We start from the raw sequence: 12,653 nt of genomic DNA on the forward strand, positions 1-12,653 counted from the left end.
GCGCCGCGGCAGCACTCATATGTCGGCGGCAAGGTCCGCGAGCAACGATATCAGCCAGACGAGTCCCTGGTCGTGGCGACGATCGGCGCGCCACACCGCCTGAAGATCGGTCGCACGCGGCTGATAGGGCAACGGTGCAATCGCGAGATCATGCGCCCCGACCAGCTGCTCGGCCCATTGGCGCGGCAGGATCGAAATCATGTCGGTTTTGCGGAGCAGCCGCGGAATGGCGAGCGTATGCGGCGTCGCGACCCGGATATGCGCCGCACGACCGGCCGCCTGCATCGCTGTCATCAGCCGTTCGCTGTCGAACATTTCGGACTGGCGCGACAAGCCGCGCTCCTCAAAAAAGCCGTTCACCGCTCCTTCCCCCTCGCCGCCCACCGAAATGGTCACCAGCGGATAGGTCGCGAGGTCATCGATCGATATGCGCTTGCCGGCAAGCGGATGCTGGCTTCGCATCACCAGCACATCGACCTGCGACCAAAGTCTGCGCGCCTCGAAACGCGGCGGCACGCAAGCGAACACGCCCACGGCGACGTCGATGCGCCCGACGTCGAGTTGCTCAGCAAGATCAAGGCGCGTCAAGGGTCGGATGCGGAGGTCGACGCGCGGCGCAATGCCGGATAGCAGGTCGCTGAGGCGGGTGATCAGCACGTCGTTGACGCCGTCGGTCGCCGCCAATGTGAAGCTGAGCGACGCAGTTGCAGGATCGAAGAGCGGTGCGCCCATCACCGACTGGACGAGGGTAAGCGCCCGCTCGATCGGCGGCGCGATCGCGTGCGCACGCTGCGTCGGGACCATCCCACCTCCGGTGCGGATAAAGAGTTCGTCGCCGATCGTATCGCGCAGCCGGCGAAGCGCATGACTGATCGCCGAATGGCTCAAGTTCAGCTGCCTTGCCGCCCGCAGCACGCTCCGCTCGAGATAGACTGCGCGGAAAACCCGCAACAAATTCAGATCTAGCCTGTCGAAATTGGTCATATCTCTGTGTCCGGGAGGCCACTTCGGCCTCGCTGAAGTGCACCATTTTCAATTTACTACTGAAGATTCGCCGCTTTCCAAGCCAAAAACGCGCATGCATGTTCGATGAACGAACAAAAGGCTGTTAAAAGTCTATGGCAGGTGGAACACTGCACAAGGGGAAAGAGCATGCGTAATCGACAATCGCTTATGGCTAGCGCCATCCTTCTCGCCGGGCTGATCTTACCGAATGCAGCCCATGCCCAAGTGGCCGAATCCGATCAAACCGTGATCGGCAGGGACGCTTCGACAAACGAGGGCGGGGACGGTGAAATCGTCGTCACTGCGCGTAAGCGCTCTGAATCCGCGCAGAAAGTCCCGATCACGCTGTCGGTCGTCAGCGGCACACAGCTGCAGGAACAAAATCTGACCTCCATCCAGTCGCTGCAACAGGTGACCGCGGGCCTGACCGTTCGCACGACGCCGAAAAACTATATCAACCTGACGCTCCGCGGGCTTGGTACCGGCAGCGCGACCGATGTGTTCGAGCAGTCGGTTGCCGCTTTCGTCGACGGCACCTACGCAGGCCGCGCGCCGCAGTTTAACGCCGCGCTGTTCGATTTCGACCGCGTCGAGATCATTCGCGGCGCCCAGGCCTCGCTCCTGTCGAAGAATACCAGTCTCGGCGCGCTCAGCCTGACGACGCGCAAGCCCGGCGAGGATTTCGGTTTCAACATCGTCGGATCGCACGAGTTCGAACTCGGTTCCTACCATCTCGAGGCCGGGATGGACATTCCGCTGGCCGATAATCTGAAGGTCCGCATCGCGGGCAAATATGGTGATCAGCACGGCTGGGTCCGCAATCCTAACGACAATAGCGAGGTGCCGCGCACCAAGACCTATGGCGGCCGCATCACGCTGGTATATGAACCGGCCGACAGTCTGGACGTGACCCTCTCCTATTCGCGTTTCCGTGCCAACACGATCGGCCTGCCGCTCGAATATTTCGCGGATCCTACGGGGCAGATCCGCTCGCTGGCGGTGCTGGCCGGCGATACGCAATTCGAACTCAATTCGGATCGCCGCGCGTCGGTCAGCTCGATCTATGGCCCCGATTACGACCGCACGACCGGCGACCGTGCGATCGCGACGATCAACTATGATCTCGGCGGACACACGCTGACGTCGGTCACCTCCTATTCGCACTATAAGGAAAACCGCTATTTCGACGCCGACCATATCGTCGGCAACTATGTCGACGGCTTCTATTTCACCGGCAACCGCCAGTGGCAGCAGGAAATTCGGCTAACCTCGCCGGTAGACGAGGGCGCGCTCGATTATGTGATCGGCGCATCCTATTTCCACGAGGTCTGGCGATACCGCGAGAATGTGATCTCCCAATGCGTCGGCTGTTCGCCGGCGCAACTCGCGGCCTTTCCGACGCAGGGTGCCTATATCACCACCGACCGGCAGACGACGCGCGACCTCGCCGCCTTTGCCCAGGCCAACCTGCGGCTGACCGATACGCTGGGGCTCAGCGCGGGGATACGCTACACGAACGGGCGCCGAGCCGCGACGCTGACGCGCTTGACGACGATCCCGGGCTCGGTGACCGCCGTGCTCGCGCCGCCCTTCCCCGAGACGACACTCCACCGCAAGGAGAACAATGTCGACGGTTCGATAGGCATCAACTTCACGCCGCAGTCGAACCTGCTGTTCTACGCGTCGATTTCACGCGGGACCAAGGCCGGCGGCTTCATCAACTCGCCGACCAATCCGTCGACGCCCATCGGCGCGGCCGCCACCGAATATGGCAATGAAACCGCAACGACCTATGAAGTCGGCGGCAAGTGGACGCTTCCGCGGGGAGGCCGTCTGAATATTGCGCTTTTCAATACCGACGTCAGCAATTTCCAGCAGACCGTATTCATCAGTCCGCGCTTCATCGTCACCAGCCGCGACCTTCGCGCTCGGGGCGTCGAAGTCCAGGCATCCTATCAAGTCGCTGGTCCGCTGCGGTTCGACGGATCGGTGACCTATGCGGATACCATCCGCACTAAGACAGGCGGTCTGCACGCGCAGGGTGCGCCGAAATGGAGCGGCAACGCGTCCTTCAACATCGAGCAGCCGGTCAGCGACGCGACGACCCTGACCGGCAATATCGGCTTGGAATTCCGCAGCTCGATCTTCCTAACCGATGAGGAACAGACGCTGGGCTATACCCCGTTCACAACGGTTCCGAAAGGACAGAGCTACGCCTATCTCAACGGGCGCATCGGCATCCGCAATGAACAAGGCTGGGAAATCGCGCTGATAGGCAAGAATCTGACCAACAAATATGTCTTCGACTACAGCACGCCCGCGCCTTCGGTAGGCCGAGGATCCTACGTTAACCCCAATATTCCGCGCACTATCGCACTGCAATTGATGTTCAAATACTGATGGATGCCACTGGAGGCGGCGCATCGCGCCGCCCCTCTTTTTTGCGAGAATGACATGCATTTGACCCCAACATCGAAACCCGCGGCACAGGGCGCTTCGCTGGCGAGGCGCCCTTTCGCTTTTCGCATTGCATTGATGACGGCGCTTGCACTGGGCGTCGCCCCTGCATTGGCGGATGCGCGCTCGGCCAACGACGCCGATGCAGTCTATTACAACGGCAAGATCGCAACCCTCGACAAGGCGTCGACGACCGTATCGGGGGTCGCGATCCGCGACGGCCGCTTCATAGCAGTCGGCGACGACAAACTCGCGCGCAGCTTTGTCGGCAAGGATACCGAGGTCGTCAATCTGCGAGGTCGCACAGTGATACCCGGCCTCAACGATTCGCACACCCATGTCGAAGTTTATGGTCAACAAGCATCCGCCGTACCCTTGGCGAAGACGAAGACGGTCGCCGAAGCGCTGGCGGTGTTGAAATCCTTCGTCGCCACCCGTCCACCCGGCGAATGGGTGATCGGAAGCAGCTGGCATCCCCTCTCGCAGCTGGCCGAACATCGCTATCTAACGCGGGCAGAGCTCGACGCGGTCGCCCCTAACAATCCGATCTATCTGCCGACCGTCGGCCACTCAGCGATGGTCAACAGCGCAGCGCTGCGGCTGGCAGGGATCGATCGGCGTACCGTCGATCCGGCAGGCGGCAAGATCGAGCGCGACGCGAACGGCGAGCTGAACGGCGTCCTTCAGGAAAAGGCGGTCGAACATGTCGCCTCGCTGATTCCGCCCTATACGATCGAACAAATCGAGGACCAGTTCCTGCGCTCGTTCGAATGGGCTAATAGCTATGGCATCACGAGCGTCCTCGAAGGCGCGCTCCGGCGCGACCAGATCCGCGCGTTGCAACGCCTCATGGACGACCGGCGTCTGCCCGTGCGCGTCGGTGTCCTATGGGCCCCGAATGCCGCCGCGCCATTCGAAGACTGGCAGACGCTCATGGAAGGCAACGGCTTTTCGTCGGGCTTCGGCAATGAATGGCTGAAAATCGCCGGGATCAAGATCGTCGCCGACGGCGGCATGACGCTGCGCACCGCATTCACGACCGACGCCTATCCCGGCGATCCGCATTATCACGGCATCGCGGCGCTCACGCACGACCGTCTGCTTCGCCTGGTGGAGATCGCCAATACGAACGACTGGCGTGTTGCTACCCACTGCGTCGGCGACCAGGCATGCGACTGGGTGCTCGACGCCTATGAGGCCGCGAACCGCCAGCGCCCGATCGCCGATCGCCGCTTTGCCCTGATCCACGGCAGCCTGATCCGGGCGGATCAGTTGCGCCGGATGAAGGCGCTGGGCGCCCGATTGGAAGCGCAAAATCTGTTCATGTGGGACAAGGCTGCTACGGTCGAAAAGTTCCTGGGGACGGAAGCTGCCAATCGGGCCATCCCCGACCGCCTGGCGATCAACATCCTCGGCATCGATAATGTCTCGCTGGGCAGCGACTTTCCGATCAGCACGCTCAACCCCTTCGTCAACATGTACATCGCCGTCACACGCAAGGATTCGACAGGCACCGTCTATGGCGCCGACCAGGCGGTGACACGTGAGGAAGCGCTGCGCATGTACACCGTGTCGGGCGCGTTCGCGACCCGCGACGAGGATGCGAAAGGCACGATCGAAATCGGCAAACTCGCCGACATGGCCGTCCTGTCCGACGATTATTTCTCGGTCGATGCCGAGGCGATCAAGGACATCCGCGTGGAGCGCACCGTGGTCGGGGGCAAGACGGTCTTTCTCCGCCCCGACGCGAAGGCGGACGGGGATATGAAATGAGCACCATGGATACCGATCCCGATATGGGCACCGAAGCTGGCAAACGCAGCGTCGGCCAGATCATCGATGACGGTCCGTGGAGTGGCTATCAAAAACTGATCCTGTTCCTCGTCGCGCTGACGATTGTCTTCGATGGCTTCGATGCGCAGGTCATCGGCTTTTCCATCCCGGCGCTCAGCGCCGAATGGGGGATCGATCGCGCGGCCTTTGCGCCCGTGGTTGCAAGCGGCGTCTTTGGTATGATGATCGGCAGCACGGTTATCGGACCGATCGTCGACCAGATCGGGCGACGCGCAACGATCATCGGTGCGGTGCTGGTCTATGGCGCGGCGACGCTCGCCGCCGCGGCGGCGCCCGACATGACCACGCTCGCCATCCTGCGCTTCGTGGCGGGCGCCGGCATCGGCGCGGCGTTGCCCGCGGCGACGACGATCGCGGCGGAATTCACGCCCGCTCGCTATCGCACGATCGCGATCGTCGCCGCCATCGTTTGTGTCCCGCTGGGCGGTCTACTCGCCGGACTGACCTCGCAGGCGATGCTGCCGGGTTTCGGATGGCGAAGCCTGTTCGTGATCGGCGGCGCGCTACCGTTGGCGCTGGCATTCTTCCTTATGCGCAGCCTTCCGGAATCGCCAAGCTGGCTGTCGCTCAAACCTCACCGCTCGGGCGAACTGGTCCAGCTGATGCGGCGGATGGGGCATGACATAGTCCCGGGCGCCCTTGCGCGGCAGCAAGCCGACGTCCTGCCTGGCGTAACGGAGGCGGCGGCCAAGATCTTCGGTGGCGCTCTGATCCGCCGCACTATGGCGCTATGGGTGATGTGCTTCTTGTCAATGCTGACGATCTACAGCAGTTTCAACTGGCTGCCGGCGCTGCTGACGGCTTCGTCGATGGAGAGCCGCGACGCCGGATACATGCTGACCGCCTATAACTTTGGTGGCGTTGCGGGCTCGCTGCTGAGCGCATTGGCCATTACACGCTTCGGATCACGCCCGACGCTGACGCCGGTCGCCTTCTTGGCCAGCTTCACCGCCTATGCCGCAACGACCTTCGATCCGGCAGCGCAAGCGTATGAACTCGCAATATTGTTCGCGATCAACGGCGCCTGCGTGAACGGGCTCCAGGCAGCAATCTATGCACTGTGCGCTCACAGCTATGCGACCAATATTCGCGGGTTCGGCACCGCATTGACTTTGGCCGTCGGACGGATCGGCGCGATCGGCAGCGCCTTGGTTGGGATCGCCTTTGTCAGCGCCGGGCGCTTCGAAGCCTTCATGATCTTCTCTGCCTGCGCCATGCTTGGAGTGGCGACGATGCTGATGTTTCTTGATAGCCACATCCCGCCTGCCGACAAGGCCGCTGTGCAACGCTGAAGAATGTGGCTGTACAGGGCTTAATTCCATGCCGATGCGACAGCGGCGGCTTCCCTCGTTGCCTGGGCGATGCCTGCACGGGCGGCGTCGGCCTGTCGCTCAAAGTCCATCAAATTCGGCCCCATTGCCGATTCAGCGGTCGCATCGGGTGTGATGAGGACGACAGCGGCACCATCGGCGCGCAGTCCCGCAACTTCGCGCTCCAACTGCCCGGCGATGTGGACGGGCGCCCGCGCGGTCTGGACGGCTATCACGACGACGATGTCGTGCCCTGTCGCGAGGTCGGCGTTGGTGAAGGACCGGAAGCCGCCGTCAATGTAGCGGCGCCCCTGAACGAATGTCGGCGGAAACATACCGGGCACGGCGCAGCTCGCGGCGACCGACGCAACCAGATCGGCGCCCGACGCGCAGTCGAGAATTCGGAACGCGCCATTGTCCGCATCCACTGCGGTGCACGCGAAATAAGCCTCCGGCCAATCACGTCCTCTTGGCGCGCCCAGAAATTGTTCGACCAAGGCGAAGGCGGCCTCGGCCCCCATGGTCCTCGCAGCCAGTGCCTTTCGGCCGAAATCGCGGCGGACCTCCACCGGATCGCGGCCGCTGCCATGGGCATCGGCAATGACCTGCATCAGGCCGCCTGGCGATGCAGATGGCGGCGCGGCGGGTGCCATCGGTCGCTGCTGGAGCGAGGGTGCCGCCAGTGCCGACAGGTCTGCGGAAAGCCGAACGCGCGCGCCCAGAAGGGCCCCAGCGGACGTCCCGAAAACGCGATCGGCTATGGAAAGGTCGATGCCCGCCTCCGCGAGTCCCGCAATGACACCCGTTTCCCAGGCGAGCCCGACCGGCCCGCCACCGCCGAGTACCAAGCCGCGCGTTTTCACGACGCTACCGCCTGTGCCGCGCAGCGGCGCTCTCTCCCGAAATATAAGTTCACCAACGCTCTCCGCTGCCTATGATCATGCACCGATGGATATCAGGGCGGACGATATCCGTTGGCCATGCTGGAATGGAGAAGTGAACTACAAACAATTGGTATTTAATCCGCCACCGAATTGCGAAGGTTGGCGGAATCCGGCGCCCGCCGAGCTTGCCTTATCCTCCCCATTTTGGAGTATGTGGACTATGCCCCTTCCCACCGTCGGCAAGCGTCTGCCGATCCTGGCCGCTACTCTTGCAAGCGCGATGGCGACGACACCGGCCTGCCTTGCCAAGCCCCTTGACGTGGCGGCGGAAAAGGCGGCGATCTCCAGACGGCTCGACACCGAATATCCGCAGCTCGACGCGCTCTACAAGGATTTGCACAGGCACCCCGAACTCAGTCATCAGGAAGTGCGGACAGCCGCGAAGCTTGCCGCGGAGATGCGGCGGCTCGGTTTCGAGGTAACCGAGGGCGTCGGCGGTACGGGCATAGTCGCGATCCTCCGCAACGGCACCGGACCGACCGTGCTGGTGCGCACCGATCTCGACGCCCTTCCGATGGAGGAAAAGACTGGTCTGCCCTATGCCAGCAAGGCGCGGCAGACGTGGCAAGGCAAGCTGGGTCCTGTCGCGCATAGCTGCGGCCACGACGTGCACATGGCGACCTGGATCGGCACCGCAGCCATGCTGGCCGCAAGCAGGGAGCGCTGGAACGGTACGTTGATGTTTGCCGGGCAGCCGGGCGAAGAGGCCGGTGACGGCGCGCAGAAGATGCTCGACGACGGCTTGTTCAAGCGGTTCGGCAAACCCGACTTCGGCTTTGCTCTCCATGTCGCGCCCGCGCCGGCTGGAGCGGTGATGTACAAATCTGGTGCCGTGCTCTCGAACTATGACGATATCGAGATCCGCTTCAACGGCCGCGGGGGGCATGGGGCGATGCCCGCGGCTACGATCGACCCGATATTGCAGGCGGCACGCTTCATCGTCGAGGTCCAGAGCGTCGTGAGCCTGCAAAAGGATCCGCTATCTCCGGGTATCATTTCGATCGGCGCGATTCAGGGCGGGTCCGCCGGGAATATCATTCCCGACACGGCAATTATCAACGGAACGATGCGGTCCTTCACACCCGAAACGCGGGCGGTTCTGCGCGTGGGAATAGAGCGCACGGCGAAGGCTGTGGCAGACATGGCTGGCGCACCGCCACCGGTAATAAAATTCTCCAACAGTTCCACCGCGGTGGTCAACGACGCCACGCTGACCAAATCCACCGCCGAAATCTTTTCCGCAGCGTTCGGACCCGCCGCGATCGAGCTTCCGACACCCAGCCCTGCCAGCGAAGATTATTCGGCCTTCATCGAGGCCGGCGTGCCGTCGGTCTATTTTTATATCGGCGGGACTGACCCAGCGAAGTTCACCGAGGCGCAGGCGAAAGGCGAGAGTCTGCCCGTCAACCATTCCCCACTGTTCGCGCCGTTACCCGAACCGACGATCCGGACAGGAACGGAGGCAATGACGCTCGCCATATTGGGCGCCTTGGCCCGATAATCTGATTGTCCACTTGGCTCAGCGTCGCGCGAATCGGTACATGTCGCAATGCTCTGCCGTCGCTAGCGTTCGGCCATGACACTTGCTTCCGATATCCTACTCGCCAATCGCCTTGCGGACGTCGCGGGCACAGTGATCCGTCCTCTTTTTCGAGCAAAGCTCGCGCACGAGATCAAGGCAGACTTTTCGCCTGTGACCGAGGCTGATCGCGCCGCCGAGGAGGCAATGCGTCGCCTGCTTGAAGTCGAGGCACCAAGCGACGGCATCATCGGTGAGGAATATGGCAGTGAGCGTCTCGATGCGAGCCGGCATTGGGTGATTGATCCGATCGATGGCACCGCGAGTTTCATGTCGGGCCGGCCGATCTTCGGCACTTTGATCGCTCTGCTGCAAGAGGGTTCACCTATCTTGGGCGTTATTGACCAGCCGATTTCAGGGGAGCGCTGGGTCGGCGCGGTCGGGCAACCGACGCTATTCAACAATCGGCCTGCAAAGACGCGGCGTTGCGGAAACCTCGCAGATGCTGTTCTTGCCGCTACAGGTCCGCATCATTTTAGCGAAGACGACGGCAAATGTTTCACGGCGCTTACTTCGCAGACCTCGCGTGCGCGTACTGTGTTCGGAGGCGACTGCTACAACTACGGGTTACTGGCAATCGGCCATGTGGACCTCGTCGTCGAAGCGGGGTTGAAGCTTCATGATTTTGCGGCGCTTATCCCGATAGTCGAAGGGGCGGGTGGAACCATGTGTGACTGGCACGGAAACCAATTGCACTGCGAAAGCGAAGGTCATGTGATCGCGCTTGGTGATCACGCACACATCGCGCAAGTGATCGACTTACTCGACTATTGTAATTAGCATAAGCGTATGGCGGACGCCGCGAAGCGAGTAGCCAACTGAGCATCGAGCAGTTCAGCGACGTCAACGCCAAGAGCCACTGCAATTCGCTCGAGTACAAGCACCGACGGATTGCGCACGCCACGCTCGACGCCGCTGATGTATCCGCGATCAAACCCGCTATCGGTCGCAAAATCTTCTTGGCTGATCTCGCGCTCCTTGCGCAGCCGCCTAAGGTTCCAGCCGATGCGTTGTCGAACGTCCATCGGCCAGTAGATCAAACCATGAGACTAATTAGCCCACGACTTATAAGTCTCATTTTACTGGACTAGGCCGCGCTCTTCGAGCACCGATCAGCCGTCGCCGACACGTCGCGATCGAACTGCTCGGGTAGAAGATGGCTGGATCCCACAATCAGCAACTGAGTGCGCCGCCCGAACCCGTCCGCGCGTCCAGGATCCAGTACATCAAACTCGGGGCCGGCGGTGCGTGGGAGGCATCCTGTTTCGCGAATGACCGGATCGAATGGGGCATAGACAGCGATCCGCATGATCTGCCGATGGCGGAAAATTGGACAGCGCTACGCGAGCATTACACTAGCGTCGGCTTCGCGCCATCCACCGCATCCGGCTATGTCACCGAGGCTCGCGTCTTCTACGAAGGCGCCGCGGATGTCCTCTGGATCACCTTCTCCCGCGGCCACCTGTGGTGGACCTTCGCTGAACCCGAAGTCCACTATCTCGGCGCAGCGGGAGACACCGCCGGAAGCCGCTATCGCACAGCGATTGGCGGGTGGAAGAATTGCGACATCCATGGCGCCCCGCTCAGCATCGACCGGCTAAGCACCCGCCTCACCAAACTCGCTTCCTATCCGCGCACGATCTGCGCGGTCAAAGAAGCCGAGCTCTGTCTTCGTTATATCAACGGCGAAGAGGACGGCGATGCGGCAGCCGTGCAGGCGTCGCGCGAACAGCTCGAACAAGGGCTCGAAACGCTCATCAAGCGATTGAACTGGGATGATTTCGAGCTGCTGAGCGACCTTATCCTTGCGCGGAGTGGATGGCGGCGTATCTCGTCGCTCGGCGGAATCCTCAAGGATATCGACCTGCTCGTCGAGCAACCGCTCACCGGCCAGCGCATGGCGGTGCAGGTCAAATCGGCCGCTACCAAGGAGACCTTTCTCGATTATCGAACACGGCTGATCGAACAGGGAGTGGCGGACAGCATGCTGCTCGTCTGCCACTCCCCTTCCTTCGACTTCGCGGTTAGCGTCCGCGCTCGTGGTGTAATTTCCGGTGTAGGCGATGGTGTATTCCGGGGTGGGGCATGCCCCACCCCGGAATGCGGCGTCGCTGGTGGCCACCGGGTTCATCGTTATGGTGGAGTTTGCACACTTCAACCGTGACGAAGAGGAGTTCCCGATGACCGAGGACAGATTACTGATCGAAGAGCTTGCTGCGAAGGGCGGCCAACCGGATTTTTTGCGCACCATCGCCGAGAACGTGCTGCAGCTGATCATGGAGGCCGACGTTGATGGCCTGATCGGCGCGGGTCGCCACGAACGCAGCAGCGAGCGCGCGACCTGGCGCAACGGCTATCGCGACCGTTCGCTGGATACCCGGGTAGGCACGCTGAACCTGAAAATCCCCAAGCTGCGTGCTGGGTCCTACTTTCCGGGCTTCCTTGAGCCCCGCAAGATGGTCGAGAAAGCGCTGGTTGCGGTGATCCAGGAAGCGTGGATCGGCGGGGTCAGCACCCGGCGGGTCGATGAACTCGTCCAGGCCATGGGCATGACCGGCATCTCCAAGTCCACCGTCTCCAAGCTTTGCAAGGACATTGACGAGCGCGTCCATGCCTTTCTGAAACGCCCGCTCACCGGCGAATGGCCGTATCTCTGGCTCGATGCCACCTATCTCAAGGTACGCGAAGGCGGGCGGATCATCAGCGTTGCCGCAATAATCGCCATGGCCGTCAACACCGAGGGCCGGCGCGAGATCGTCGGCCTGCATATCGGCCCCTCGGAAGCGGAGGTCTTCTGGTCCGACTTCCTGAAGGACCTTGTTCGGCGCGGTCTTACCGGCGTGAAGCTGGTCATCTCCGATGCTCACGAGGGCCTCAAGGGCGCGATCACCCGCGTCATGGGCGCCACCTGGCAGCGCTGCCGGGTGCACTTCATGCGCAATGCCCTGTCCTATGTGCCCAAGGGCCAGAACACTGTCGTCGCCGCCGCGATCCGCCAGGTCTTCCTGCAGCCCGATCAGAAAAGCGCAACGCAGGTCTGGCGACAGGTCGCCGACCAGTTGCGCACCCGTTGGCCCAAGCTCGGCGCCTGCATGGACGAGGCCGAAACCGACGTGCTCGCCTACACCGGCTTTCCCACCCAGCACCGCACGAAGTTACACTCAACCAATCCGCTCGAGCGGCTCAACAAGGAGGTCAAGCGCCGCGCCGACGTCGTCGGAATCTTCCCGAACGAAGACAGCATCATCCGCCTCGTCGGGGCTGTGCTGATGGAGCAGAACGACGAGTGGCAGCTCCAGCACCGATACATGCAGATCGAAGGCATGGCCGAACTCAACCAACCCATGATCGAGGAGGAAAATCAGCCCCTACACATCACCGCCAAAGCCGCCTGACGATGGCCCACGGCCACAGCCGAAATTACACCACCTTGACGGACGCGACCACTTCGCGAGTGTCGGCGATCCATCAGCCCAAATTTTGACGGGCAGTCGGTTGGCTCGG

Annotated in this window: 10 protein-coding genes; 7 read left to right on the top strand and 3 right to left on the bottom strand. The window is 62.0% G+C overall.

The window, feature by feature from the left end; genetic code table 11:
* Nucleotides 1–15 precede the first annotated feature (15 nt).
* Entirely contained in the window at nt 16–984 is a 969-nt protein-coding gene (locus tag LH19_RS17330) for a LysR family transcriptional regulator (protein ID WP_054730735.1), read from the bottom strand.
* 246 nt (nt 985–1,230) lie between these two features.
* Between LH19_RS17330 and LH19_RS17335 the strand changes: the two genes are divergently transcribed.
* The 3 genes from LH19_RS17335 to LH19_RS17345 all read left to right on the top strand — a co-directional run bounded on the left by LH19_RS17335 (nt 1,231) and on the right by LH19_RS17345 (nt 6,608).
* Nucleotides 1,231–3,405, top strand: coding sequence for a TonB-dependent receptor (locus tag LH19_RS17335; protein WP_158514446.1), 2,175 nt, complete (start codon nt 1,231–1,233; stop codon nt 3,403–3,405).
* Between the two features lie 135 nt (nt 3,406–3,540).
* Entirely contained in the window at nt 3,541–5,235 is a 1,695-nt protein-coding gene (locus LH19_RS17340; protein ID WP_054730742.1) for an amidohydrolase, read from the top strand.
* On the top strand, nt 5,232–6,608 hold the full coding sequence (locus tag LH19_RS17345) for an MFS transporter (protein ID WP_054730746.1): 1,377 nt from the start codon (nt 5,232–5,234) through the stop codon (nt 6,606–6,608). Before LH19_RS17340 ends, LH19_RS17345 begins: the two co-directional genes overlap by 4 nt.
* A 20-nt stretch (nt 6,609–6,628) precedes the next feature.
* On the opposite strand, the gene LH19_RS17350 is transcribed toward LH19_RS17345, so the two are convergent.
* On the bottom strand, nt 6,629–7,489 hold the full coding sequence (locus LH19_RS17350) for a patatin-like phospholipase family protein (protein WP_158514447.1): 861 nt from the start codon (nt 7,487–7,489) through the stop codon (nt 6,629–6,631).
* Here LH19_RS17350 and LH19_RS17355 point away from each other — a divergent pair.
* On the top strand, nt 7,398–9,071 hold the full coding sequence (locus LH19_RS17355; RefSeq protein ID WP_234715956.1) for an amidohydrolase: 1,674 nt from the start codon (nt 7,398–7,400) through the stop codon (nt 9,069–9,071). The genes LH19_RS17350 and LH19_RS17355 overlap by 92 nt on opposite strands.
* A gap of 75 nt (nt 9,072–9,146) precedes the next feature.
* Nucleotides 9,147–9,929, top strand: coding sequence for a histidinol-phosphatase (hisN, locus tag LH19_RS17360; RefSeq protein WP_054730756.1), 783 nt, complete (start codon nt 9,147–9,149; stop codon nt 9,927–9,929).
* On the opposite strand, the gene LH19_RS17365 is transcribed toward hisN, so the two are convergent.
* A complete protein-coding gene (locus tag LH19_RS17365) occupies nt 9,926–10,189 on the bottom strand; it encodes a helix-turn-helix domain-containing protein (RefSeq protein ID WP_234715957.1) in 264 nt (87 codons plus the stop codon). The two genes, hisN and LH19_RS17365, sit on opposite strands and share 4 nt — an antisense overlap.
* Nucleotides 10,190–10,305: 116 nt before the next feature.
* Between LH19_RS17365 and LH19_RS17370 the strand changes: the two genes are divergently transcribed.
* Nucleotides 10,306–11,313: a hypothetical protein gene (locus LH19_RS17370; protein WP_054730762.1), complete on the top strand. Its 1,008-nt coding sequence runs from the start codon at nt 10,306–10,308 to the stop codon at nt 11,311–11,313.
* 16 nt (nt 11,314–11,329) lie between these two features.
* Nucleotides 11,330–12,544 (top strand): IS256-like element ISSpma2 family transposase, encoded by a 1,215-nt coding sequence (locus tag LH19_RS17375; protein WP_006954973.1) that lies wholly within the window; start codon nt 11,330–11,332, stop codon nt 12,542–12,544.
* Nucleotides 12,545–12,653 lie beyond the last annotated feature (109 nt).

Origin of the sequence: Sphingopyxis macrogoltabida, assembly GCF_001314325.1 — a bacterium.
In the GTDB taxonomy this organism is placed as follows: domain Bacteria; phylum Pseudomonadota; class Alphaproteobacteria; order Sphingomonadales; family Sphingomonadaceae; genus Sphingopyxis; species Sphingopyxis macrogoltabida.